Origin of the sequence: Streptomyces sp. NPDC090077, from assembly GCF_044747545.1 — a bacterium.
Classification (GTDB): Bacteria; Actinomycetota; Actinomycetes; order Streptomycetales; family Streptomycetaceae; genus Streptomyces.
Genome location: NZ_JBIVEG010000014.1, coordinates 107,736 through 132,131, shown reverse-complemented (window position 1 = coordinate 132,131; position 24,396 = coordinate 107,736). Strand labels below are relative to the sequence as shown.

The following is a 24,396-nucleotide window of genomic DNA, read 5'->3' as shown; positions in this document are numbered from 1 at the left end:
CCTGTGACCTGGGCCGCGATGGGCAGGTTGCGTCTGCCGTGGCATCTTAGCCTGATCCGATCAAGTGATCGGACGGCGGCGCGGGCCCCCTGCCGGACCGCTACCGGGCGGTGTCCTCCGGGAGGAGGACGCGGAGATCGTCCAGCGTCGCCTCGCGGCCGCCCCGTTCGAGGGCGGCGATACGGCGGGCGTGGGCGCTCTTCACCTCGTCGAAGAGCTTCCTGATCTCGCGGGCGTTGCCCTGGGCGAACCGCTCGGGCTCGGCGGCGATCCGGGCGCGGACCGCCGCGAGGGTGGCGTCCGGGATCTCGAAGCCGGAGCGCCCCGCGTGGTGGGCCAGGATCGTGAGCAGCTCGTCGGGGCTGTAGGCGGGGAAGCCGATGGTGGCCGAGAACCGTGAGGCCAGGCCGGGGTTGACGTCGAGGAAGGCCGTCATCTCGTCGGTGTAGCCGGCGGCGATCACGACGACCTCGTCCCGGTGGTCCTCCATCAGCTTGACCAGGGTGTCGACCGCCTCCTGGCCGAAGTCGGCCCCCGATCCGCCCGGGCGGGACAGGGTGTACGCCTCGTCGATGAACAGGACGCCGCCGCGGGCGCGTTCGAACTGCTCGGCGGTCTGGAGGGCGGTGCTCCCGACGAACCGGCCGACCAGGGCGCTGCGGGACACCTCGACCACCTGGCCGCGGGCCAGGACGCCGAGGGCGGCGAGCAGGGAGCCGTACAGACGGGCGACGGTGGTCTTGCCGGTGCCGGGCGGGCCGGAGAAGATCAGGTGGCTCGGCATCGGGTCGGCGGGCAGGCCGGCCTCCCGGCGCCGCCGCGTGGTGACGATGAGGTCGGTCAGGCCGCGGATCTCCTTCTTGATGTCCTCCAGCCCGACCATGCCCGAGAGCTCGCCGAGGATCGTCTCCAACTGCCCGGTGTCCCTGGCCTCGTCGAACCGTGCGCCCAGGCCGCGGTCGACGACCCCGTCCAGGTCGTCGGGCAGGAGCAGGACGAGTTCGTCGGCCGTCGGGGTGTCCACGCGGTCGGCCAGTCTGAGCGCCTGCTGTTCCAGTGCGGCCTCGAAGATCCTCCGGGCCTCCCGCCCGTTGCCGAAGCTCTCGGTCCGCCGGGCCCGGCGGAAGTGGGCGGCCAGCGCGGCCCGGGCCGGTTCGGCGAGGACGAAGCCGTACTGGCCGGCCAGCCGTTCGAAGATGCCGACCAGCTCGTCCGGGCTGTAGTCCTCGAACTCGATGGTCCGGGAGATCCGCGACTGCAGCCCGGGGTTGGCGGACAGGAACTCGCGCATCTCGGCGGAGTAGCCCGCGAAGACGACGACGACCTCGTCCCGGTGGTCCTCCATCAGCTTGACCAGGGTGTCGATCGCCTCCTGGCCGAAGTCGGCCCCGGTGCCGAACCGGCGGGAGAGCGTGTACGCCTCGTCGACGAACAGCACGCCGCCGCGGGCCCGCTCGAAGACCGCGGTGGTCATCGCGGTCGTCTCGCCGAGGTGCGAGCCGACCAGGTCCGCGCGGGAGACCTCGGTGAAGCGGCCGCCGGCGGCCACGCCCAGCGCGGTCAGCAGTCGTCCGTAGACGCGCGCGACGGTGGTCTTGCCGGTGCCGGGGGACCCCGAGAAGACCATGTGCCGGCCGATCACCGGGCCTTCGGGCAGCCCCGCCGCCCGGCGCTGCTCGGCGATCCGCAGGAAGGTGACCAGTTTGCGGATCTCGTCCTTGACCTCCCGCAGCCCCACCATGGCGTCCAGTTCGGCGAGGAGGCCGTCCACCTCCCCGGCCGTCACGGGCGCCTCCGCCCGGGCGGGCTCGGCCCGTGCGGGCGCCGCGGCCGACGGCTCCGGGGAGGAGGCGGCCGGGGCCTGCGCCGGCCCGGCCTCCGCCTCGGGCACGACGCCGAGACGGTCCTCCGCCCCGTTGCCGTGCGCGATCAGCTGGCGGATCTCGACGTGGGAGCCGTGCGTGGTGAAGATCCCCGGGCCGGCGGTGTCGCTGACCTCGCAGCCCTGGAGCACCACCCGGGCTCCGGCGTCGACGGCGACGCCGGCCCGGCCGCTGCCCGCCACCACGGTCCCGTCCATGGTCAGGGATCCGTCGGCGGTGACGCCCACGCCGACGTCGGACTCCGAGATCCTCCCCCTGACCAGGGCCGTCCTGCCGCCGTCACCGGCCAGGACCCCGTGCGCCCCGGCCCGTACGACCTCGCAGTCGGTGAGGGTGGCGGTCGCCCGCTCGTCGGCCGAGGACCCGTGCCGCTCGGCGTCCCTGACGGTCATCCGGGCGGCGGTCAGCACGCCGCCGGTCGTGCACCAGACGCCGTCGACCCCCGCGTCCGCGACGAGCAGGCCGTGGACGTCGGCCCGCCCGCTGTCGCGGACCACCAGGCCGCACTGGGTGGAACGGTGGATCTCGCCGTCGCGGACGGCGGTCTGCGCGTGGTCCCGGACCAGGATCCCCGCATGCCCGGTCTCCTCGACCCGGCACTGCTCGATCAGCGCGTTCACGCCCGAGGCCACGAGGATGCCGTGCTCCGCGGCGCCCCGCACCAGGGTGCCGCGGACGCTGACCCGGCTGCCGTCCCGCAGTGCGATCCCGCAGAGCGGGGAACCGAGCACCTCGCTCCCGTCGACCAGGCCGGCGGCGTCGGAGTAGACGACGGCCCCCTCCCGCACGGTGCTGCCCTGGAGGAAGAGCTCGGACCCGCCCCAGGCACTGACGGCGTTGCCGGACTTGGCGAGGAACTCGCAGTCCTCCACCACCGCGGTGCCGCCCACCACGTTCAGCGCCCGCCCGGTCTCGTGCCAGTTCCGCAGGACCAGGCCGCGCAGCGTCATGTGGCCTTCCACCTGGAAGTTGTACGCGGCAGCGCCGTCGATGACGACCGATCCGCGGCCGCCGAGCGCGTTGACGGCGACCGTGCCCCAGCAGCGGAGCCCATCGGTCCGGTAGTGGCCCGGCGCGACGTCGATCAGGACCGGTCCCGGCGGCCTGGGGAACTCGAGCGCGTCGAGGATCGTGGGCAGGCCCCTCGGGTCCGTCTGCGACACCAGCAACCTGAACATCTGCCCCCCATCCACCGCGCCGGCGCGCGGCCCTGATCGTATGTCAGGAGCCGGGGCGGCCGCGCCGAGCGTCCCGTACGGGGCGATCAGAGGCGTACGACGACCCAGGCCGAGGTCAGCACCTTCTCGCCCCCGCACAGGACCTCCAGCGCCACCTTCACCCGGCGGTCCGGGAGTTTCGCCGCCACGGTGGCGCGCACGTCGAGCACCGCGCCCACGCCGTCGTCGGGGACCGGCACCGGCTTCGTGAAACGGGCGAAGGACTCGAGCGGGGCGCCCGGGTCCCCGGCCCAGTCGGCCGCCAGGGCGACCGCCTTCGCCAGGCTCAGCATCCCGTGGGCGACGGCCATGGGGAAGCCGGCCGCCCGGGCCGCACCGTCGTCGAGGTGGATCGGGTTGAGGTCCCCCGAGGCGGCCGCGTACCGGCGGAGGTCGTCCCGGGTGATCGTGCAGGTGCGCGGTGGCAGGGCGGTGCCCTCCGCGACCGCGGTGTGGTCCGGCCTCCCCGGGGGACGTGGTGCGGTGCTGCCGGTCACTCCGGCTCCTCCGGATCCTTGGCGACGACGGTCATGCGGGTCTCCGCGATCTGCTCGCCGGCCTCGTCGCGCACCTCCGCGCGCATCCGCAGGACGTCGCTGTCGCGCAGCCGGCCGACCGCGTCGAGATGGGCGGTGACGGCCAGCCGGTCGCCGGCCCGCACCGGGCGGAGCTGGACGATCCGCTGGTCGGCGTGGACCAGGTGGGCCGATGCCAGGCCGAGTTCGGGGCTCCGCAGCAGCCGGGTGCAGCTGTCGTGCGCGACCCGGAACACGAAGGTCGGCGGGGCGATGACGTCCGGGTACCCCAGCGCCCGTGCCGCCCCGGGGTCTCGGTGCACGGGGCTGTGCGCGCCGACCGCCTCGGCGAACGCCCGGATCGCGGCGCGGTCGACCTCGTGGAGGGCGTCCGGCCGGTACGAGGTGCCGGCGAGGGAGGCGTCGACCGGCATCAGCGGCTCCCGGGGGCGTCGGCGTACGAGGGCACGGGGATCGGGGTCGCGGCCCGCTCCCAGGCGTCGCGCCAGGCACCGGCGCGCTCGGACGGACCGCCGGACGCGGCCGCGTCCGCGGGGGTGACCGGGGCGTGCTCCCCGGCCCATCCGGTGACCGGCCGGATGCCGTGCAGGGCGTTGACGCACCACACCTCCAGGCCGGCCAGTTCCGCGGGGCGGACGCGGCGCCGGCGCACGGGTACGCCCAGCTCCGCCGCCCGGGCCAGCGCCCAGTCGCGGGTGACGCCCGGGAGGACGGGCAGGTCGGGGTCCACGATGCAGAGCGTGTCGTCCTCCCACCACAGCAGGCTGGAGGCGGCCCCTTCGAGCACCAGCCCGTCCGCCCCCGTGAGCAGCGCCTCGTCGGCGCCGGCGGCGGCCGCCTCGGTCCGCAGCCGGGCGAGTTCGCCCAGGTCGGGGCCCTTCCGGCGGGGCGTGCGCCGGGGGTCGGGCCGGCCCGGCACCCAGACGCGCACCTCCGTGGTCCGGGCGGGCGCGGGCCGGACCCGGATGCGCAGCCGCAGGTCCCCGGCCGAGTCGGCCAGTTCCACGCGGGGGAACCACTCCCCCGTGGCGGGGATCCGGGCCATCGCCTCCTCCCAGAAGACGCCCACGTCGGGGCCGCCCGCCTCGGCGACGGCCGCCGTGAACCGCTCCCGGTGCCGGTGCAGTGCGCGCGCCCTTCCGTCGCGCACCAGCCAGGAGTCGGCGGCGACCGGGACCGCCCCCCGGGCGGGCGGCAGCTCCAGCAGCGCGCCGCTGATTCCCATGCCGTAGAGCCGCTCGGTCATCGGGCCGACCCCGCCTGCGAGACGCGGTCGGGGAACGACGCCCCCAGCAGGCGCAGCAGCGGAGTAGCCTTCACGGCCGTCTCCTCGTACTCCTCGGCGGGGTCCGACAGGGCGGTGATGGCCCCGCCCACGCCGTACCGGACGCGGTCGGCGGTGACGACGGCGGTGCGGATGGCGATGCTGAGGTCGGTGGCGCCGGAGAGGGAGAAGTAGCCGATGGCTCCGGAGTAGACGCCGCGCGGCCCCTCCTCCAGCCGGTCCATGATCTGCATCGTGCGGACCTTGGGCGCGCCGGTCATCGAGCCGCCGGGGAAGGCGGCGCGCACGCAGTCGACGGCGCTCTTCTCCGGGCGGAGCCGGGCCCGTACGGTGCTCACCAGCTGGTGGACCGTGGCGTACGTCTCGACGTCGAAGATCTTGTGGACCTGGACGGAGCCCGCCTCCGCGCACCGCGCGAGGTCGTTGCGCACCAGGTCGACGATCATGAGGTTCTCGGCGCGGTCCTTCTCGCTGTTCAGCAGGTCTTCCACGAGCAGCCGGTCCTCGGCCGGTGTGGCGCCGCGCGGCCGGGTGCCCTTGATCGGCTTGGATTCGGCGAGGCCGGTCCGGTCGACGCGCAGGAAGCGCTCGGGCGAGGTGCTCAGGACGGAGAGCCCGTCGAAGCGGAGCAGCGCGCCGAAGGGGGCGGGGCTGATCCGGCGCAGGAACCGGTAGCTCGCCCAGGGGTCCACCGCGCCCCGGGCTTCCATCATGTTGGTGAGGCAGACCTCGTAGGTCTCGCCGACGTGGATGGCCTCGTGGCACTCCGCGATGAGCTCCAGGTAGCGGTCGTGGCCGTGGCGCAGCTCGACGGGCAGCTCGGTCCCGGGCGCGAGGGGGTCCCCGTCGGCGGCGGCCGGTTCCTCGTGGGCCAGTTCCGCGAGGCGGGCGGCCGTCGCGTCGAGCCAGGCGCGGGCGGCGCCGGGGTCGTCGGCGGGTGCCAGCGCCAGGAGGTGGGTGGTGTCGGTGGCGTGGTCGAAGACCACGGCGCGGTCGGCGAAGACCATCGCCGCGTCGGGGTCGGGGGAGGTGTGGGCCGCTTCCCCGCCGCATTCGGCCTTGAGCTCGTAGCCCAGGTAGCCGACCCATCCCAGGGCGAAGTCGAAGGGCAGGCCGGGGACGTCCGTCTCGGTGGCGCGCAGGTCCTGGTCGAGCCAGTCGAGGAACGGCGAGTTGTGCACCTCGGTCTCGCCGTGCGCGTGCTCCACGGTGACGGTGCACTGCTGGACGTCGGCGAGCGCGACGCGGGAGAGGGGACCTGAGGCGTCGCCGAGCACCGAGAACCGGCCGGCGTCGCCGTCGGCCCGGCTGCTGTCGAGCCAGAAGGCGTACGGGGTGCCGCGGAAGAGGGTGTCGAAGGTGTTCTCCGGGTCCCAGCGGGTGGGCAGCCGCTCGTGGTGGACGCGCAGCGACCGGACGGGGCCGGCTGCGGGCCGGGCGGCGGGGGCCGGGGCGGGGCGGCTGGCCGGGCGGCCGGGGGTGCCGTTGTGCGCCTCGGCGAGCCGGAAGAAGTTGGCCAGGAGTTCGTGCCCGTGCTCCGTGCAGATGGACTCGGGATGGAACTGCACGCCCCAGTAAGGGCGGTGACGGTGCTTCAGGCCCATCAGGACGCCGTCGGACGTCCACGCCGTCGCCTCGAAGTCCTCGGTGAGCGCCGAGACGGCCAGGGAGTGGTAGCGGACCACCTCGAACGGTGAGGGCAGCCCGGTGAACAGGCCCGTGTTCATGTGGTGGACGGGCGAGGGCCGGCCGTGGCGCTCCTCGGGGGCGAGTCCCACCCGGCCGCCGTGCAGATGGGCGAGGGCCTCGTGGCCGAGGCACACTCCGAGCAGCGGGACGGTGCCGTGGCGCATGATCTCGGCGCCGATTCCGAGGTCGGACTTCCGCTCCGGAGTGCCGGGTCCGGGCGAGACGATGACATTGTCGAAGTCACCGAGATGTTTCAGCCGCCACGCGGGGTCGTCATTGTAGATGACGGTCGGTTGGTCCCCCGTGACCTCCGTGACGTAATGCGCCAGGTTATAGGTGAAGGAGTCATAGTTGTCCACGATCAACGTGCGCATGGATGAGCCCGCTCTCCAATGAATGGGGGGTCGGCGCAGCACCTCGTTCCTGCACGTAGGGCGCTACGAAAGGCCGTTCAGGCATGGGTTCCGTCGATGTCCGGGGGCGTCCGGGCCGCGGCAGCGCCGGCCACGATGTCACGTTGGCCGGAAAAGGCTCATGACGGGATTTCAGACATCGCCGATCTCGGACAGCCCGACGCTAAGAGCCGGAAGAGAGCAATGGCCATGCCACCTTGGTGACATCCGAATCTGTTTTGCGCGCTCCTGGCCAGTGCGTAACGTTGATCTACGTCGAATGACTCGAACCATTCTTGGAGTGGTGATGTTCACGGGGAATGTACGGGCCGACCGCGGCCACTGGGTCGACGGGACACTGCTGGGCGGGGATCCGTCCGGTATCTGTCTCGTTCTCGACCGGGAGATCGACCGGGAGTCGCTGCGGAGGTCCGTGCTCGAACGGCAGGAGCGGCTCGCCAGTGCCGGACTGCGCCCCGGCGGCACCGCGGCCGTGCAGTTACCGCCCTCCTTCGAGTACGTGGCGCAGGCACTGGCCGTATGGCGGCTCGGCGCCCAGCTGATCGTCCTGGACCACCGGCTGACGGAGCCCGAGACGGCCCGCGCCGTCGGCCTCACCCACCCCCAGCTCCTCGTGTCCACCCGGACGCCGGCGTCCCCGATGCGCGGCTTCCACACCGTCGAACCCGAGCTCACGGTCCTCCCGGACGGCAGGCCGGCCCCGGGCGAACACGTCCTGGTCCAGCTGAGCTCCGGCTCCACCGGCCCCTCGAAGCTCATCGGCCGCACGGCCGCCGGCCTGGTGGCCGAACTGCGCAGCTACGCGCGGATCGAGGGCATGCCCCGGGCCGCCGAACAGGTGGTGGTCCTGGGCTCCCTCTCCCACACCTGGGGCCTGGTCGGCGGCCTGCTGCACGCCCTGCACGTCGGCGCCCGCGCGGTCCTGCCCGCGAAGACCTCGGTACGGGGGATCCTCGACACCGTCCGGTCGGCGCCCGTGCCCACCGCGCTGCTGGGAGTACCCGCACAGGTGGCGCTGCTGGCCGCGCTCCCCGAGCCGCCGCCGCTGCCCCGGCTGGTCCGCATGATGACCGCGGGCGGACGCACCCCGGAGGCGGTGGCGCGGTCCTTCACCGAGCGGTACGCGGTGCCGCTCAGCCAGATCTACGGGATGACCGAGACCGGCATCATCACGGCGGACATGACCGGCGAGCACCACCCCTCGGTGGGCACGCCCGCCCCGGGCGTGCGGGTCCGGGTGGCGGACGGCGAGCTCCAGGTCGCCCTGGAGCACTCCCCCTACCTCGCCGGGGACGTGCCGGACCGCTTCGCCGACGGCTGGCTGCGCACGCACGACGCCGGCGAGATCGACCCGGACAGCGGCCGGGTGACCGTACGGGGCCGGCTCGACTCCCAGATCTCCGTGCGCGGCCTGAAGGTGGACCTCACCGAGGTGGAGGAGTTCCTGGCCGGCCTGCCCTCCGTGGCCGAGGCCGTCGTGCTGTACGGCGACGGCATCGACGCCTACGTGACACCCGCGCCCGGCGCCGGGCTGGACGAGATCCGGGACCGGCTGACCGGTGAACTGGCGGCGTTCAAGCACCCGCGCCGCTGGTACCTGCTGCCCGAGTTCCCCCGGACCGCGACGGGCAAGCCCCGCCGTGACCCGGAGGTGCTGCGGGCCGCGGCACCGGCCCCTGCACCGGCGTGAGCACCTCGACCCGTACCCCGGCGGCGTCCGGGCCGGCCGCGACGGCCAGCACGAACCCCTCGGGCGGATCCGGCAGCGCGGTACGCATCCCCCGCCCGGCGGGGACCGGCAGCAGCTCGGTTCCCGGCACGGCGCCGAGCCGGACCGGACGGCGCGTACCTCCCCGGGACAACCCCGTTCCCAGCGCCTTGCCGACGGCCTCCTTCTGGGTCCACAGCCCGAGGAAGGCGGCCGGCTGCTCCTCCTGCGGGCGGGCCGCGACCCAGCGGCTCTCCGCCGTGGTGAACCAGCGCCGTGCCAGGGCCGCCGCGGGCAGCGGCCGCAGCCGCTCCACGTCCACGCCGACCGCGCCCACCCGGCTGACCGCGACGGCGGACAGACCCGGCACGTGACTCACGCTGGCGTGCAGTCCGGCGGCGGCGCCGCCGAGCCGGGGCCGCCCGGACGGTTCGCGCTCCACCAGGACCTCGTCCGGGGCGACCGCGAGCAGTTCGGCCGCCGCCGCCCGCAGCAGCGAGGCGCCGTCCGGATGCCGTTCGGCGGTCCGCACCAGCCGGACCACCAGGCCGCCCCCGTCCGCCGTCCCCACCCCACCGACCTCCCCGATTCCCCGGCCGCCCCGCGACGGCCGGTCCGACCGATGTCCCCGATGTCCCCGACGTATCCGGAGTGACCACATGAGCAGCACCACCACAGGAGAGTTCCTCCTGGCCACCCTGCGCGACCTGAACTACGAGGTCGACGGCGTCACCGACGCCACTCCGCTCGGCGACGGCGGTCTGGAGCTGGAGTCTCTCACGCTCGCCGAACTCGCCATGCAGGTCGAGCAGGAGTACGGCGTGGAGATCGGCGACGAGGAGCTGGAGGGGCTGCGCGGGCTGGACTTCGGCCGGTTCGCCGCCCTGGTCTCCGAGCGCGCCGACCGGGCCGTCGGCGGGCGGGCCCGGTGACCACGCATCCGCAGCCCGCGCTGACCCGGGCCGACCTGGTCGCGATCCTGGCCGCGTACGGGGAACGGCAGCCCGGCGACGTCGCCGACCGGGTCGACTCCCTGGAGCTGGCCTGGGTCATCCACTCCGTCGAGGAGCGCTTCGGGACGGAACTCGACCTGGACGAGGACGCCCTCGCCCGGATGGTGACGCTGGACGACGTCCTCGACGTGCTGGGCGGCGCCCTGGCCGCCGGGGGAGGTGAGCCCGGTGCCGGTACCCACGACGGCGGCTGACCGCGAGGAGGTCGTCGTCACCGGCATGTCCGTGACGACCGCCTTCGGGCGGGGCGCCGAGGTCCTGCGCGACGCCCTGGCGGCCGGGCGCCCGGCCTTCGCGGAGATCACCCGGTTCGACGCCGGCCGACGGCGCTCCCGGCACGCCGCGCACCTGCCCGGCTCCCCCGTCCTGGGCGACGAACTGGCCTCCGTGGTCGACGGCGCCGTCGCGCAGGCGGGGATGGCGGCGGACCTCGCCGCGGGCACGCCGCTGCTCTTCGCCCGCCACGCGGACGCGGAGTGGGCCCGCAGGCCCCTGTCCGAGCAGGGCGGGCACCACCACGCGGCGAGCGGCAGCGCCCTGGCCGCCGCGACCGGACTGCGGGGCTGCCCCCGTACGTACACCAACGCCTGCGTGGCGGCGAGCACGGCGATCGCCGACGCGGCCGCACTGATCGCGGCGGGCCGCGAGGAGCGCGTCGTGGTGGCGGGCGGCTACCTCGTCGACCCCGACGTCCACGCCCTGTTCGACGCGGGCCGCGCCCTGGCCACCGACGGCGCGCTGCGTTCCTTCAGCGCCGGCCGGAAGGGCCTGCTGATCGGCGACGGCGTCGCCGCCGTGGTCCTGGAGTCGGCCTCGGCGGCCGGCCGGCGCGGGGCGCGCCCGCTGACCCGGCTGCTCGGCTGGGGCCGCGCGGGCGACGCGTACCACGTGTGCCAGCCCCATCCGGAAGGGCTCGGCATGGCCCGCGCGATCACCGCCGCGCTGGGGCGCGCCGGGCGCGCGCCCGAGCAGGTCGACTACGTCAACGCCCACGGCACGGGCACCCCGTACAACGACTCGGCGGAGACCGCCGCCGTCCACCTGGCCTTCGGCGAGCACGCGCCGAAGGTGCCGGTCAGCTCCACCAAATCGCTGACCGGCCACACCCTGGAGGCCTCCGGGATCGTCGAGCTCGCCGTCTCGATGCTCGTCCTGCAGGACGGCCGGCTCCCGGTGAACGCGGGCTACCTCGGCGAGGACCCGGCGTGCCGTCTCGACCTCGTCCTCGGCGAGGCCCGGCCGCTGCGCCCGCGCACCGTGCTCTCGCTCAACGCCGCGTTCGGCGGCGCCAACACGGCCCTGGTCCTGGAGGCGATATGAGCGCGCGCACGAGGAGTACGACGGGCGCGGGGCGTACGACGACCGCGGAGCCCGGGATCGAGGTCCTGGCCCGGGGCACCTGGCCGGAGGCCGGGGACGAGGTCCCGGCCGGGCCGCCCAGGCTGGCCGGCTTCGTGGTGTCCTCCTTCAGCCCGCTGGCGGCCGAGGCGGCGAACCGCTGCCTGCGCGCCCACCACGGCGAGGCCCCGGTCCCGCCGGAACGCGGGGACCGCACGGCGGTCGTCGTGGTGAGCCGGCTCGGCGACTTCACCACCGACCGCGCGGTGGGCGCCGCCGTCGTGGCGGGCCGTCCGGTGCAGCCGCTCCTCTTCTTCCAGTCGGTGCCCAACGCCGTCGTCGGCCACGTCGCCACCGCCTGGGGGCTGCGCGGGCCGGTGGTCTGCTTCAGCCCCGAGGGCGACCAGGAGGAGGCCGCGCTGGACTACGCCCGGCTGCTCTTCGAGGACGGCGAGGCCGACGAGGCCCTGCTGGTCCTGGTGGAGTCGGCCGTGGAGGAGGGCGTCCACGGCTCGGCGACCGCGCTGCTGGCCGCGCCCCGTGACGGGGGCGTCGTCGTACGGGAGGGACGGCCGTGAACCCACGGAGCCCCGAGCCCGCGGAGCGGCCGCCGCTGAGCGAGCTGGAGAACGCGCTCACCGACGCGTTGCGCGAGTTCTGGTGGCTGCACGACGCCCGCTGGTACCAGGGCGTCAAGAAGCGCTTCGGCCAGGACGTCGCCAACGAGATCAACGCCGAAGCGATCTCCTTCGTCAGCCGCCGCGTCGGCTCCTGGTACCAGCAGCGTGAGGGCACGCCCGACGCGGCCTCGCCCCAGGAGCTGGCCGCCGCCGTCGACGGCCTGACCAAGGTGATGACCAACGACCGGATGATGCGCTCGCACACGGAGGTCGACCCCGGGGGCGAGCCCGCGCTGGACACCGTCATCACCCGGCACTTCGCGCTCAGGATGCTGAGGGCCGCCCGTTCCCTGGAGGGCTACGACTGCCCGTGCCTGCAGATGCGGGACGGCTGGTTCCAGGGCCTGGGCGTCGAGGTCACCGACGCCACCACCGAGTGCATGCGGACCGGAGGATCCGTGTGCCGCTTCCACACCGAAACCGCAAGGAGCTAGCAGCAGGTGACAGAGATGCCCGAACCGGGCCGGCCCCAGGGCCTGGCCACCGCGCCCGACGGCCCGTTACCGGGGACCGCCGGGCCCGGCTCCCCCTACACCCGCCCCGGGCTGACCCTGCTGGCCTCGTGCGGCGCCACGTTCATCGCGTTCCTCGGCGTCTCTGTCGTCTACATCGCGTTCCCCGAGCTCCCCGAAAGCTTCCCCGACACCTCGCTGTCGCTGCTGTCCTGGGTGGTCAGCGGCTACACCGTCGTCTTCGCCGCCACCCTCGCGGCGGCCGGCCGGCTGGCCGACGTCATCGGTCTGCGCAGGCTGTTCACCCTGTCCGTGGCCGGGTTCACGACGGCCTCGCTGCTGTGCGCCCTCGCGCCGACGGTGCCGCTGCTCGTCGCGGCCAGCGCCCTGCAGGGCCTGTTCGCGGCCGGCATGGTGCCGTCCTCGCTCGCACTGCTGCTCGCCTCCCGCCCGCCGCACGAGCGGGCCAAGGCGATCGGCCTGTGGGGGGCCTCGTCCTCGGCGGCCGCCGCGGCCGGCACTCCGCTCGGCGGGTTCCTGGTGCACAGCTTCGGCTGGCCGTCGGTGTTCCTGGTGAACGTGCCGCTCGGCGCCGCGCTGCTCGCCCTGTCCCTGTGGGTGCTGCCCCGGATCCGGGTGGGGGCCTCGGAGGTTCCCGACGTGCTCGGGACCGTGGCCCTGCTGCTGGGGGTCGGCGGACTGGTCGCCGCGCTCACCCAGGGCAGTGCGTGGGGCTGGGGCAGTGCTCCGTTCCTCGGGGTACTGGCGGGCGGCGCGGTGCTGCTGGCGGTGGCGCTGGTGCGCTCGGCCCGCCACCGGACCCCGGTACTGGAGCTGACGCTGCTGCGCACCCGCAAGTTCGCCGTCGCCAACGGCTCCTTCATGCTGTTCGGCGCGGCCATGTACTGCTGGCTGCTGGCCTCCCCGCTGTTCGCCGCCCAGATCTGGCACTACACCCCGCTCCAGGCCGGGCTCGCCCTGTCGCCCGGGGCGCTGGTCTCGGTGGTCGCCTCGGTGCTGGCGGGGCGGATGCCGCGCCGGCACCAGCGGACGGTGGTGGTCGTCGGGACCCTGCTGTTCGCCGTGCAGTGCGGCATCTGGGCGGTCGGCCTGCGCGCCGAGCCCGACTTCGCCCTGGTGTGGCTTCCCGCCAACGTGATCGGCGGCATCGGGGTCGGTGCCGTGATGACCACCCTGTCCGCCACGGCCGCCGGAGCGCTGCCGCCGCAGCGGTTCGCGGCCGGTGCCGGAATGGTCGTCACCTCCCGCCAGGTCGGCGCCGCACTGGGCACGGGAGCGTTCGCGGCGATGATCGCGGCCCTGGGCGGCCCCGGAGTGGGCGCCTTCCGCACGGTGTTCGCGGTGTGCACCGTGCTGGCGGTGCTCGCCGGGCTGACCGCCGTGTGGCTCACGGACCCCGCGCCGGCGACGGGGTCACTGGACGACCGACGAGGAGAACGAGGATGAGTACGGACCGGCAGAACGTCCCCGCCGCGGCGGCCCACCCCGGGGTGGTACCGCCCGGGCTGCCCGCGCACGACCCCGCCGACGCCACCGAGAACGCGGTCATCGCCCGGCTCGCCGGCAACTGGCACCGCAGGGCCGCCGTGAAGCGGGAGGAGCCCGACCTCGACACCCTGTACGACCTCGCCCGCGACGACTACCCGGAGCAGATCCTGCCGTTCCGGGACCACCCCACGTTCCTGGCGCTCTCGCCCGAGGACCGCACCCGGCTGCTGAGCTGGGCCTGGGTCTCGTACAACCGCACCACGGTGCTGCTGGAGGGACAGATCGTCAATCCGGCCTTCCAGCTGGGGCTGGACGGGTTCTTCCCGCAGCTGGGCGGCGAGCTGATGCAGCGCAGCCTGGCCCAGGCGATGGTCGACGAGCAGTACCACACCCTGATGCACCTCAACGCGAGCGCCGTCACCCGGCGCAGGCGCGGTGAGGCCCTGCCGGACGCGGCGCTGCCCAAGCCGCTGATCGTGCGCCGGCACGACGAGTTGCGGGCGGCCGGCTCCGAGGAGTGGGAGCGGTCGCTGACCACCCTCGCCTTCGCGACCGTCGCGGAGATCTCCATCAACGCCTATCTGAACCTGATAGCCGAGGACAAGGAGATCCAGCCGGTCAACAGCGCCGCGGTGCGCATCCACAACCGGGACGAGTACTGCCACGCCTCGATCGCGGCCGTGCTCGCCGAGCGGGTCCACGCCGATCTGGACGAGGACAAGCGGGCGTTCTTCCTCGGATCGCTCGTCTCCGGTCTGGAGGCCTTCGTCGGCAACGACTTCACCACCTGGCACCGGATCATGGACGAAACGGGGATTCCGGGCGGCCACGCCATGCTCGACGACGTCCGGTCCGCGGGCCGCAAGCGCCTGGTCCAGGACTTCACCGGGCTGCACGGCCTCGTGGAACGGCTGGGTGCCCTCGACCGGTTCGACTTCGACTGGTCCCGCAGCATCACCGACTCCGACGCCGCGTCCCCCGCGGCCTGACCGAACGGAACCCCGCAGACCATGGCCCAGGCAGCAGGACAGGCCCGCTCGCCCCGTACGGTGCTCGTCACCGGGGGCAATCGCGGCATCGGCGCGGCCGTCGCCGAGGCCTTCGTGGCGCTCGGCGACCGCGTGGCCGTCACCCACCGCGGCACGGAGGTGCCCGCGGGCACCCTCGGAGTGGAGTGCGACGTCACCGACGGCGCTTCCGTGGACGCCGCCTTCAAGACGGTGGAACAGGAGCTGGGTCCCGTCCGGATCCTGGTCTCCAACGCCGGCACGACCGCGGACGGCCTCCTCATGCGCATGCGCGAGGAGCAGTTCCTGCGCGTCCTGGACACCAACCTGGCCGGTGCCTGGCGCTGCGCGCGCCGCGCCGTCGCCCCCATGCTCCGGGCCCGGGGCGGCCGGATGGTCTTCGTCTCCTCCGTGGCGGGCCTCTACGGCAGTGCGGGCCAGACCAACTACGCGGCGAGCAAGTCCGGTCTGGTGGGTCTCGCCCGCTCGATCACCCGCGAGTACGGTGCGCGCGACGTGGTCGCCAACGTCGTCGCCCCCGGCCTGATTGACACGGACATGACCGCCGCCCTGACGGAGGAGGTCCGCGAGGAGAAGCTGCGCGGCATCCCGATGGCCCGCAGCGCCTCGGCGAAGGAGGTGGCGGACGTGGTGGCCTGGCTCGCCGGCGAGCAGGCCGCGTACGTGGCGGGCGCGGTCATACCCGTCGACGGAGGCCTGGGCATGGGCCACTGACCTCCCGGCGAACCGGGCCCGGGCCCGGTCCGCGCAGTCCGAACGACCCGAAGGGAACCCCCCACGTGTACGTCCATCCCCAGCTCCGGCCGGTCCTCGACGCCCTGCCCGCCCGTGACGTGTTCGCCGACATCCCCGCCTCCCGCGTCGGCATGAACCGGGCGATGTCGACCCGCGAGCCGTACTACGACCCCCGCCTGTCCATCGAGGACGCCACCGCCACCGACTCCGACGGGCGGACGGTCCCGGTGCGGCTGTACCGCCCGGCGGGGTCCCGCGCGCCGCTGCCGGCCGTCCTCTTCTTCCACGGCGGCGGCTTCCTCCTCGGCGACCTCGACTCCGGGGACCGCACCTGCGCCCGCATCTGCACGGACACCGGCGCCCTGGTGATCGCGGTCGGCTACCGGCTCGCCCCCGAGCACCCCTTCCCCGCCGCGGCCGACGACGCCTGGACGGCACTGCGCTGGGCGGCCGCCGAGCGCACCGGGCTCGGCATCGACCCGGCGCAAGTGGCGGTCAGCGGCCACTCCGCCGGCGCCTGCCTCGCCGCCGGGCTGGCCCTGCGGTCCGTCGCCGAGAACGGCCCGGCCATCCGCTTCCAGCACCTGCTGCTGCCCGTTCTGGACGACCGGGAGACGGGGACCTCGCGCAAGGAGATCGACGACCCCCGGGTGTTCAACGGGGCCGCGGTGGAGACGGTCTGGCGGCGCTACCTGGCCGGGTCGGACGCGGCACGGTTGCCCTCGTACGCGGTCCCGGGCCGTGCCGAGGACCTGTCGGGCCTGCCTCCCGCCTACGTCCAGGTGGCGGGGTCCGACCCGCTGCGCGACGAGGGCCTGGCGTACGCCCTGCGCCTGGCCGGGCACGGTGTGGGCCTCGAACTCCACTTCGTACCGGGGGCCTTCCACCTCTTCGAGGACTTCGGCGCGGCCACGCCCCTGGCCCGGGACTCGGTGGCGCACTGGATCCGCGCGCTGCGGGACGCCCTCCGGACGGTGTGACCCTACGACTGCACGAACAAGGCGCGTCGCGATAGTGGGGTGCATGACAAATGATCGTCGCATCATGACAAATGACCGTGAAACCGCTGAAGCGACGCTGGAGGAGTGATCTTGTGTTGCCCAGGAACAGCCGCGCGGTACGGCGGCCGCCCTGGACGAAGGGGGAAAACATGATCAGCCACCGCGAGCGCACGATCGGTATCGTCATCGCGGACGACCACGCCCTGGTACGGGAAGCGGTCTCCGTCCTGCTCTCCTGCGAACCGGACCTGGAGGTCGTCGCCCAGGCCTCCGACGGGCCCACGGCGGTCAGGGCCGCGGCGGCGCGGAGAGCCGACGTCGTCCTCCTCGCCGCGTCCCTGACCGGACCGGGCACCGGGCGCCTCCTCGGGGAACTGCGGATCCGGGCCCCGCAAGCGAAGGTCGTCCTCCTCTTAGAGCACGAGGAGGACGATCCCGCGCGCACACCGCCGGTCGAGGGAGCCTTCGCCCACGTCCGCAAGAGCGCCCCGAGCCAGGCCCTGCTGGACGCGATACGCGCGGCCGTACTGGAGCCCCCCGCCGACGCGTCGGCCGCCCTGCCCGACGAGCAGCCCGGCCAGGCCGTGCTGACCGACCGGGAGCGCGAGGTGCTCTGCTACGTCAGCCAGGCCCTGAGCAACCGCCAGATCGGCACGAAGCTCACCATCACCGAGGGCACGGTCAAACGGCACCTGCAGAACATCTTCGCCAAACTCAACGCCAGGTCCCGCATCGACGCGGTCAACAAGTCCCGGGGCGTCCTGGGCCCGCCCCAGCCGCGCGTACCCGCCCCACGGGAGGAGCCCCGCACCCAGGCCGGGGAGCGCACGCCACAGAACACGTGCGTGCGCTAGCCGGACGTCCGGCACGCCACCCGGGCCCCCTCGGCGTCGGCACGGCGCCGCGCGTCAGTCGCGCAGTGCCGGGATGACGTGCTGCCCGTAGGAGTCGATGGTCGCCTCCCGGGCGTCGTGCATGTCGTACACCGCGAACTGGTCGACGCCGAGGTCGCGCAGGGCGCGGAGCTTCTCGATGTGGGCCTCGGGCGGCCCCAGGAGGCAGAAGCGGTCGACGATCTCGTCCGGGACGAAGTCGGTGGACGGGTTCCCGGCACGGCCGTGGTGGCTGTAGTCGTAGCCCTGGCGGGCCTTGATGTAGTCGGTGAGGGCGTCGGGGACCATGCCCGAGTGTTCGCCGTAGCGGGAGACGAGGTCGGCGACGTGGTTGCCGACCATCCCGCCGAACCAGCGGCACTGGTCGCGGGCGTGCGCCAGGGCCCGGGGCGAGTCGTCGGCGGTGACGTAGGCGGGGGCGGCCACGCAGATGGTGATCGACGCCGGGTCGCGGCCGGCCTCGGCCGCGGCCTGCCGCACGGCCTTGACCATCCACTCCGTGAGGAACAGGTCGGCGAGCTGGAGGATGAACCCGTCCGCCTTCTGCCCGGTGAGGGCGAGGGCCTTCGGCCCGTACGCCGCCATCCACACCGGAAGCTTCCCGTCCTTGATCCAGGGGATCCGGAGGGCCTTGCCGTCGACCTCGGCCTCACGGCCCTCGGCCAGGTCGCGGATCACCTCGATGGCCTCGCCGAGCCGGGCCAGGGTGTTGGGGGCCCGGCCGGCGACCCGCATGGCCGAGTCGCCCCGGCCGATGCCGCACACCGTGCGGTTGCCGTACATGTCGTTGAGGGTGGCGAAGGTGGAGGCGGTCACCTCCCAGGTGCGGGTGCCCGGGTTGGTGACCATGGGACCGACGTGGAGCTTCTGGGTGTGGGCGAGGATCTGGCTGTAGATGACGAACGGTTCCTGCCAGAGCACGGCCGAGTCGAAGGTCCAGCCGTAGCGGAAGCCGTTGCGCTCCGCGCGTTTCATGAGGCTGACGACCTGGGAGGCGGGCGGGTCGGTTTGCAGGACGAGGCCGAAGTCCATGCGGGGACTCTCCTTACAGGTACTGGCAGGTGGAGCGGGGGACGAAGGCGCCGTGGCCGGCCCGTCCCACGTACTCGCGCCGGTCGATGACGAGTTCGCCGCGTGAGAGGACCGTGTCGACGCGTCCGGTGATCCGCCTGCCCTCGTACGCCGAGTAGTCCACGTTCATGTGGTGGGTCTCGGCGGAGATGACCTGCTCGGCGTGCGGATCGTAGAGGACGATGTCGGCGTCGGAGCCCGGCGCGATGGTGCCCTTCTGCGGGTAGATGCCGAACATCCGGGCCGGGGTCGCGCAGGCGATCTCGATCCAGCGGCGGCGGCCGATGTGCCCGTCCAGGACGGCCTGGTGGAGGAGGTCCATGCGGTTCTCCACGCCCGGGAGCCCGTTGGGGATCTTCGAGAAGTCCCCCCGGCCCAGCTCCTTCTGGCCGCGGAAGCAGAACGGGCAGTGGTCGGTCGAGACCACCTGGAGGTCGTTCGTCCGCAGGCCCCGCCACAGTGCCGCCTGGTGCTCGCGCGGGCGCAGCGGGGTGGAGCAGACGTACTTGGCGCCCTGGAAGTCGGGTTCGGCGAGGTTGTCGGTGGAGAGGAAGAGGTACTGCGGGCAGGTCTCCCCGAAGACCGGGAGGCCCTTGTCCCGGGCGGCGGCGAGTTCGGCGACCGCCTCCTCCGCCGACACGTGGACCACGTACAGCGGGGCGCCGGCGACCCTCGCGAGCTGGATCGCCCGGTGCGTCGCCTCCGCTTCGAGGAGCACCTTGCGGACCTCGCCGTGGTGGCGGGGGTCGGTCTCCCCGCGCGCCAGGGCCTGTTCGACCAGGACGTCGATGGCGATGCCGTTCTCGGCGTGCATCATGATCAGCCCGCCGTTGCCGGAGGCCCGCTGCATCGCGCGCAGGATCCGGCCGTCGTCGCTGTAGAAGACGCCGGGGTAGGCCATGAAGAGCTTGAAGGAGGTGACGCCCTCGCCGACGAGGTGGTCCATCTCCTTCAGGGTCCCCTCGTTGACGTCCGAGAGGATCATGTGGAAGGCGTAGTCGACGGCGCACTGGCCGTCGGCCTTGTCGTACCAGGTGTCGAGCCCCTCGCGCAGGGAGCGGCCCACGCTCTGCACCGCGAAGTCGACAATGGTGGTGGTGCCGCCCCAGGCCGCCGCCCTGGTCCCCGTCTCGAAGGTGTCCGAGGCCGCGGTGCCGCCGAAGGGCAGCTCCATGTGGGTGTGCGCGTCCACCCCGCCCGGGATCACGTACTTGCCGGTGGCGTCGATGACCCGGTCGGCGGTCCACTGCTGGGTCCCGTGCATGGCGAGGGCGGCCACCCGGCCGTCCTCGACCAGGACGTCCGCGTGGAGCTCGTCGGCGGCGGTGACGACCAGGCCGCCGCTGATCAGCGTACGGATGCTCATGTGCGTCCCCCTACTGGATGCCGCTCAGCGCCTGTTCGAGGATCTCGGCGCCCTCTTCCGCCTCGGCGACGGTGAGGGAGAGCGGCGGCGCGATGCGCAGCACGCTCGTGTCGTGCCCGCCGCCCTTGCCGAGGAGCAGCCCGCGTTCCCGGGCGGCCTCCAGGACGGCGGCGGCGGCCTGCGGGTCGGCCTGGTCGGTGCCCGGCTTCGTCAGTTCGATGCCGGCCATCAGGCCGCGGCCGCGGACCTCCCGGACGGCGGGCACGGCGGCGGTGACGGCGCGCAGCCGCTCCAGGAGCAGGCCGCCGACGCGGCGGGCGTTGCCCTGGAGGTCGTGCTCCTGCAGGTAGGCGAGGTTGGCGAGGCCGGCCGCCATGGTGACCGGGGAGCCGCCGAAGGTGGAGATGGAGTTGGCGTCGAGGCAGTTCATCACCTCGGCGCGGGCCACGACCCCGCCGATGGACATGCCGTTGCCGATGCCCTTGGCGAAGGTGAGGATGTCCGGCGGGCCGTTCTGCGCGTGGGCCTGCCAGCCCCAGAAGTTGTCGCCGGTGCGGCCCCAGCCGGTCTGCACCTCGTCGCTGATCCACAGGATGCCGTGCCGGTCGAGGACCTGGCGGAAGGCCCCGTACAGGCCGTCGGGCGGTGAGGTGAACCCGCCGACGCCCTGGACCGGTTCGGCGATGAGCGCGGCCACTCCCCCGCGCGCCTGGCCCAGTACGTCTTCCAGGTCGGCGACGGCCGCGGCGGTGAAGGCGGTGTCGTCGAGGGCGGCGAAGGGGCCCCGGGTGCGGACCGCGCCGTGGACGTAGTAGGTCTGGAGCGGGGACAGGCTGGTCGGGGACCAGCCCCGGTTGCCGGTGATCGAGACGGTGGAGAAGGACCTGCCGTGGTAGCTGTTGCGCATCGCCAGGATCTGGTTGGAGCGCCGGTACGTGGTGGCGAGCAGCAGGGCCGTGTCGTTGGCCTCGGTGCCGGAGGTGGTGAAGAAGACCCGGGCGTCGGGGATGCCGGAGAGGGCGGCGACCCGCTCGGCCAGCTCGATCATGGGCCGGTTGAGGTACAGGGTGGAGGAGTGGATGATCCGCCCGGCCTGTTCGGCGACGGCCTTGGTGACCTCGGGCAGGGCGTGGGCGGTCATCGTGGTGAGGATGCCACCGAAGAAGTCGAGGTAGCGGTTGCCCTCGGCGTCCCAGACGTGGCGGCCCTCGCCGTGGGTGAGCTCGATGGGGCGGTCGTAGTAGAGCGCGAGCCAGTCGGGCAGGACGGTGCGGTGGCGGCTGTGCAGCGGGATGGGGTTGGTCACGGCTGTACGAGTCCTCCGTAGGCGTCGGGGCGGCGGTCGCGGTAGAAGGCCCACTGGTCGCGGACCTCCTTGATCAGGCCGAAGTCGAGGTCGCGGACGAGGAGTTCCTCCTCCTTGTCGCTGGCGACCTCGCCGACGAACTGGCCCCGCGGGTCGACGAAGTAGCTGGTTCCGTAGAAGTCGTTGTCCCCGTACTCCTCCTGGCCGACGCGGTTGATGGCGGCGACGAAGTACTCGTTGGCGACGGCCGAGGCGGGCTGTTCCAGCTGCCACAGGTACGCCGACAGGCCCCGGGAGGTGGCGGAGGGGTTGTAGACGAGCTGGGCTCCGCCGAGGCCGAGCTGGCGCCAGCCCTCGGGGAAGTGGCGGTCGTAGCAGATGTAGACGCCGACCTTGCCGACGGCGGTGTCGAAGACGGGCCAGCCGAGGTTGCCGGGGCGGAAGTAGTACTTCTCCCAGAAGCCCTTGACCTGCGGGATGTGGTGCTTGCGGTACTTGCCGAGGTAGCTGCCGTCGGCGTCGATGACGGCGGCGGTGTTGTAGTAGAAGCCCTCGCTCTCCAGCTCGAAGACCGGGACGACGATCACCATGCCGGTCTCGCGGGCCAGCTCCTGCATCCGGCGCACGGTGGGGCCGTCGGGGACGGGCTCGGCCCAGCGGTAGTGCTCGGGCTCCTGGACCTGGCAGAAGTAGGGGGCGTTGAACACCTCCTGGAAGCCGATGATCTGCGCGCCCTGGGCGGCCGCCCGGCGGGCGTGCGCCTCGTGCTTGGCGATCATCGAATCGGTGTCTCCAGTCCAGGTGGCCTGGACGAGTGCGGCGCGGACGACTTGGGCCATGAGCTGCTCCTCGCGACGGGAACGCCGGCTTCTACGCACGTAGACGGTGTGCGTAGGGAGTTGAAGGTAGGCCTCGTCACAGCGTGGGGCAAGACCGCCTTGCGCGATTGGAGTAGTCGATCACGTTACGTCGCCACGTGGGCGTTTGCGGTCAGCAGACGGGCGGTTCAGGCCACCGGGATTCCCGCGACCCGCAGGGCGTGCGCCAGGTCGCGGTGCCGGGTGGCGGACAGGGCCCCGGCGGCGCGCAGCAGCCGGGGGGCGAACCAGTGCGGGTCCCGGCGGGCCAGGCCGGCCGCCTCCTCGGCGGTGCGCAGCCGGACGAAGGCGCCGAGCAGGGCCTGGGCCTCGCGGTCCCGGCCGGCCTCGCGGAGGGCGAGGGCGGCTTCGGCGACCTCGGCGGCGGGGCGGGCCACGCCCTGGCGCAGCAGCCCGTCGCAGTCGGCCTCCCGGCCCGCCGCGCCGAGGGCGGCGGCGGCCGCGGCGAGCCGGTCGGGCGGGAGCGAGGCCGCCTCCCAGAGCAGGGTGGCCCAGTCGGCGGCGAGGCCCGCGCGGCCGAGCTCGGCGGCGAGGGCGGGGAGCTCGGCGGCGGGCCAGGCGGCGGCCTCGCAGAGCAGGGCGTGGGCCTCACCGCTGCGGCCCTGGGCACGCAGCGCGAGCAGCTCGGCGGTGATCCCCCCGCGCGGGCCGCGCGCCGGGGCGTCCCAGACGGAGGGCTCGTCGGGGGCGGGATGCGGGACCGGATGCGGGGCGGGACGCCAGTCGGGGCTCGGGGCGGGGTGCTCGGCCGGAGCCGGGGCCGGGGCCGAGGCCGGGGCCGAGGCCGGGCCCGAGGCCGAGGCCAGGTCCGCGGCCGGGGCCGTCGGCTCCGCTCCGGGCTGCGGGGCGGCGGCCGAGCGGAGGTAGCGGGCGCCGCGCGGCGCCGGGACGGGGAGCTCCGGGACGGTCCCGACGGGTGGGGCGGGCTCCTCGCCGGGCGCGGCGGCGGCCGCCGGCGCGCCCGCGTACCGGGCACCCCCGGCCCGCCGGGCCCCGCGCAGCCACCGTCCCCCCTCCCGCTGCGCCGGCACCCCGCCCAACGGCTCCGGCTCCGGCTCCGGCTCCGGCTCCGACACTGGGCGTGTCTGTCGCTGCGGCTGCAGGACACCCCGCTGCCCTTGCCCCGGCTCCGGCCGGAGGCCGTTCCGCCACCCCGGCCCGGGCCCGGTCTCCCGGCGCGGCTGCGGACCCGGGCCCCGTTCCGGCTCCGGCCCGTGCTCCGGGCGCAGCTCCGGATGCCACCCCCACTGCGGACCTGGATCCGGCTCCGGCTCCAGGGGCCATGGGCCCGGCCCCGCCCCCGGATCAAGGGCGGCCTGCCCAAGGGCGGTCAGGCGGGATTCCAGGTCCGCGTACCGGGCGGCGGCGCGGGAGGCGTCGTCGCGGGTCCAGGCCAGCTCCCGGTTCAGTGCGGCCGCCTCCCCCGGGTCCCTGGTGCCGGCGAGCCTGGCGGTCAGGGTCCGCAGGGCCCGGTCCAGGGCGGCCCGCTGTCCGGCGGCGGTGTCGAGCAGGGTCCGCAGCTCCCCCGCGCCGCCGGGCGCGGCGTCCCACGCGGCGACCGCGGCCGCCCGCAGCGCCGCCGCGTACGCCGCCTCGCCGGCGGTGCCGCCCGGATCGCCCGGCAGGTCGCCGAGCAGCGATTCCAGTACGTCCCACGGCGGCACCGCGACCCCGTCGAGGCAGGCGCGCATCCCCTCCGGGTCCCGCCGCAGGAACTCCCCGTACCAGCCGGCGCCGGGATCCAGTCTCTGCGTCAACCCCCGCAGGTAGTCCGTGAGTTGCCCGATCACCAGCGCAGTCGGCGTCTCCATGCACGCATTGCATCCCACCCGTGTTACGGGCGGGCTACGGACATCTCAAACCTTGACGGCGAACCCGCGTCCACCCCGCTCGCCCCGCCCGGCGCCGGGGCCAGGGCGCCGGCCCGCCCCGCGGGGGTGGAGCAGGCCGCGGCCAGCAGGCCTGCCGCGAGGAGGGCGCCGAGGAGCGCGAGGCCGAGGCGTTTGGCTGCGTTCATCACTGACACGCCTCCACCCCTGCCCCCGCCCCCGGATCCCGCAACCCCCATTGGTCCGTCCGGCCGCCGGACACACCCCCGCAGGCGTCAGGCGGGTACGAGCGCGCAGCGGCGTACGACCTCGTCCAGGGAGAGCCCGAGCACCCCGGCCAGGGCGGCGACGGTGAAGAAGGCGGGAGTGGGCGCCCGGCCGGTCTCGATCTTGCGGAGGGTCTCGGCGGAGAGGCCGGCTCCGGCCGCCACCTCGACCATGCTGCGGCCGGCGCGCGCCTCGCGCAGCAGGGTGCCCAGGCGCTCGCCGCGCTCGCGCTCTTCGGGTGTCAGGGGGGTGCGGACCATGGCCCCATCCTACCCCGCACGCCAATAACAATCCCGGTA

At 74.1% G+C, this 24,396-nt stretch carries 24 protein-coding genes; 11 read left to right on the top strand and 13 right to left on the bottom strand.

The genetic code is table 11. The features are described from left to right. Positions 1 to 100 precede the first annotated feature (100 nt). The 5 genes from ACIPW5_RS23430 to pabB form a co-directional block, all read right to left on the bottom strand. Complete coding sequence (locus ACIPW5_RS23430; RefSeq protein ID WP_401248092.1) at positions 101 to 3,061, bottom strand: AAA family ATPase; 2,961 nt, start codon at positions 3,059 to 3,061, stop codon at positions 101 to 103. An 86-nt stretch (positions 3,062 to 3,147) separates the two neighbouring features. Beyond that, positions 3,148 to 3,597 (bottom strand): MaoC/PaaZ C-terminal domain-containing protein, encoded by a 450-nt coding sequence (locus ACIPW5_RS23425; RefSeq protein WP_401248089.1) that lies wholly within the window; start codon positions 3,595 to 3,597, stop codon positions 3,148 to 3,150. Beyond that, complete coding sequence (locus ACIPW5_RS23420; protein WP_401248087.1) at positions 3,594 to 4,049, bottom strand: MaoC family dehydratase N-terminal domain-containing protein; 456 nt, start codon at positions 4,047 to 4,049, stop codon at positions 3,594 to 3,596. The genes ACIPW5_RS23425 and ACIPW5_RS23420 overlap by 4 nt, the downstream gene beginning before the upstream one ends. Further along, a complete protein-coding gene (locus tag ACIPW5_RS23415; protein ID WP_401248084.1) occupies positions 4,049 to 4,882 on the bottom strand; it encodes an aminotransferase class IV in 834 nt (277 codons plus the stop codon). The genes ACIPW5_RS23420 and ACIPW5_RS23415 overlap by 1 nt, the downstream gene beginning before the upstream one ends. Further along, the gene (gene pabB, locus ACIPW5_RS23410) at positions 4,879 to 6,984 is read right to left on the bottom strand and encodes an aminodeoxychorismate synthase component I (RefSeq protein WP_401248081.1); all 2,106 of its coding nucleotides are present in this window, start codon (positions 6,982 to 6,984) and stop codon (positions 4,879 to 4,881) included. The genes ACIPW5_RS23415 and pabB overlap by 4 nt, the downstream gene beginning before the upstream one ends. 325 nt (positions 6,985 to 7,309) lie before the next feature. On the opposite strand from pabB, the gene ACIPW5_RS23405 reads away from it, so the two are divergent. After that, positions 7,310 to 8,713 carry a class I adenylate-forming enzyme family protein gene (locus tag ACIPW5_RS23405; RefSeq protein WP_401248079.1) on the top strand — a complete coding sequence of 468 codons (1,404 nt, stop codon included), beginning with the start codon at positions 7,310 to 7,312 and terminating at the stop codon, positions 8,711 to 8,713. Here the strand turns inward: ACIPW5_RS23405 and ACIPW5_RS23400 are convergent. Then, on the bottom strand, positions 8,598 to 9,302 hold the full coding sequence (locus ACIPW5_RS23400; RefSeq protein WP_401248076.1) for a 4'-phosphopantetheinyl transferase family protein: 705 nt from the start codon (positions 9,300 to 9,302) through the stop codon (positions 8,598 to 8,600). The genes ACIPW5_RS23405 and ACIPW5_RS23400 overlap by 116 nt on opposite strands. 88 nt (positions 9,303 to 9,390) lie before the next feature. Between ACIPW5_RS23400 and ACIPW5_RS23395 the strand changes: the two genes are divergently transcribed. The 10 genes from ACIPW5_RS23395 (at position 9,391) to ACIPW5_RS23350 (ending at position 17,341) form a co-directional block, all read left to right on the top strand. Continuing rightward, on the top strand, positions 9,391 to 9,663 hold the full coding sequence (locus ACIPW5_RS23395; protein ID WP_401248073.1) for an acyl carrier protein: 273 nt from the start codon (positions 9,391 to 9,393) through the stop codon (positions 9,661 to 9,663). Beyond that, complete coding sequence (locus ACIPW5_RS23390) at positions 9,660 to 9,938, top strand: acyl carrier protein (protein ID WP_401248070.1); 279 nt, start codon at positions 9,660 to 9,662, stop codon at positions 9,936 to 9,938. Before ACIPW5_RS23395 ends, ACIPW5_RS23390 begins: the two co-directional genes overlap by 4 nt. Next, positions 9,913 to 11,064, top strand: a complete 1,152-nt coding sequence (locus tag ACIPW5_RS23385) for a beta-ketoacyl synthase N-terminal-like domain-containing protein (protein ID WP_401248067.1) — start codon at positions 9,913 to 9,915, stop codon at positions 11,062 to 11,064. The genes ACIPW5_RS23390 and ACIPW5_RS23385 overlap by 26 nt, the downstream gene beginning before the upstream one ends. Continuing rightward, positions 11,061 to 11,660 (top strand): beta-ketoacyl synthase chain length factor, encoded by a 600-nt coding sequence (locus ACIPW5_RS23380; RefSeq protein ID WP_401248064.1) that lies wholly within the window; start codon positions 11,061 to 11,063, stop codon positions 11,658 to 11,660. The genes ACIPW5_RS23385 and ACIPW5_RS23380 overlap by 4 nt, the downstream gene beginning before the upstream one ends. Further along, entirely contained in the window at positions 11,657 to 12,196 is a 540-nt protein-coding gene (locus tag ACIPW5_RS23375; RefSeq protein ID WP_401248061.1) for a hypothetical protein, read from the top strand. Before ACIPW5_RS23380 ends, ACIPW5_RS23375 begins: the two co-directional genes overlap by 4 nt. Positions 12,197 to 12,211: 15 nt before the next feature. Continuing rightward, positions 12,212 to 13,681 (top strand): DHA2 family efflux MFS transporter permease subunit, encoded by a 1,470-nt coding sequence (locus ACIPW5_RS23370; protein ID WP_401248209.1) that lies wholly within the window; start codon positions 12,212 to 12,214, stop codon positions 13,679 to 13,681. Continuing rightward, positions 13,678 to 14,712 (top strand): diiron oxygenase, encoded by a 1,035-nt coding sequence (locus ACIPW5_RS23365; RefSeq protein WP_401248059.1) that lies wholly within the window; start codon positions 13,678 to 13,680, stop codon positions 14,710 to 14,712. The genes ACIPW5_RS23370 and ACIPW5_RS23365 overlap by 4 nt, the downstream gene beginning before the upstream one ends. Positions 14,713 to 14,733: 21 nt before the next feature. Further along, positions 14,734 to 15,465, top strand: a complete 732-nt coding sequence (locus tag ACIPW5_RS23360) for an SDR family oxidoreductase (RefSeq protein WP_401248056.1) — start codon at positions 14,734 to 14,736, stop codon at positions 15,463 to 15,465. A gap of 65 nt (positions 15,466 to 15,530) precedes the next feature. Beyond that, a complete protein-coding gene (locus ACIPW5_RS23355; RefSeq protein ID WP_401248053.1) occupies positions 15,531 to 16,466 on the top strand; it encodes an alpha/beta hydrolase in 936 nt (311 codons plus the stop codon). A gap of 170 nt (positions 16,467 to 16,636) precedes the next feature. Further along, entirely contained in the window at positions 16,637 to 17,341 is a 705-nt protein-coding gene (locus ACIPW5_RS23350; RefSeq protein WP_401248050.1) for a LuxR C-terminal-related transcriptional regulator, read from the top strand. Positions 17,342 to 17,395: 54 nt separating this feature from the next. Here ACIPW5_RS23350 and ACIPW5_RS23345 read toward each other — a convergent pair whose 3' ends face one another. The 7 genes from ACIPW5_RS23345 to ACIPW5_RS23315 all read right to left on the bottom strand — a co-directional run bounded on the left by ACIPW5_RS23345 (position 17,396) and on the right by ACIPW5_RS23315 (position 24,357). Beyond that, the gene (locus ACIPW5_RS23345; protein WP_401248047.1) at positions 17,396 to 18,412 is read right to left on the bottom strand and encodes a TIGR03842 family LLM class F420-dependent oxidoreductase; all 1,017 of its coding nucleotides are present in this window, start codon (positions 18,410 to 18,412) and stop codon (positions 17,396 to 17,398) included. Between the two features lie 13 nt (positions 18,413 to 18,425). Further along, a complete protein-coding gene (gene hydA / locus ACIPW5_RS23340) occupies positions 18,426 to 19,817 on the bottom strand; it encodes a dihydropyrimidinase (protein WP_401248044.1) in 1,392 nt (463 codons plus the stop codon). Between the two features lie 10 nt (positions 19,818 to 19,827). Next, on the bottom strand, positions 19,828 to 21,123 hold the full coding sequence (locus tag ACIPW5_RS23335; RefSeq protein ID WP_401248041.1) for an aspartate aminotransferase family protein: 1,296 nt from the start codon (positions 21,121 to 21,123) through the stop codon (positions 19,828 to 19,830). Continuing rightward, positions 21,120 to 21,962: a nitrilase-related carbon-nitrogen hydrolase gene (locus ACIPW5_RS23330; RefSeq protein WP_401248039.1), complete on the bottom strand. Its 843-nt coding sequence runs from the start codon at positions 21,960 to 21,962 to the stop codon at positions 21,120 to 21,122. Before ACIPW5_RS23330 ends, ACIPW5_RS23335 begins: the two co-directional genes overlap by 4 nt. Before the next feature lie 167 nt (positions 21,963 to 22,129). Beyond that, positions 22,130 to 23,812 carry a hypothetical protein gene (locus tag ACIPW5_RS23325; RefSeq protein WP_401248036.1) on the bottom strand — a complete coding sequence of 561 codons (1,683 nt, stop codon included), beginning with the start codon at positions 23,810 to 23,812 and terminating at the stop codon, positions 22,130 to 22,132. Positions 23,813 to 23,835: 23 nt separating this feature from the next. After that, positions 23,836 to 24,018, bottom strand: coding sequence for a hypothetical protein (locus tag ACIPW5_RS23320; RefSeq protein WP_401248033.1), 183 nt, complete (start codon positions 24,016 to 24,018; stop codon positions 23,836 to 23,838). An 87-nt stretch (positions 24,019 to 24,105) separates the two neighbouring features. Continuing rightward, positions 24,106 to 24,357 carry a helix-turn-helix domain-containing protein gene (locus ACIPW5_RS23315; protein ID WP_401248030.1) on the bottom strand — a complete coding sequence of 84 codons (252 nt, stop codon included), beginning with the start codon at positions 24,355 to 24,357 and terminating at the stop codon, positions 24,106 to 24,108. Positions 24,358 to 24,396: the final 39 nt, after the last annotated feature.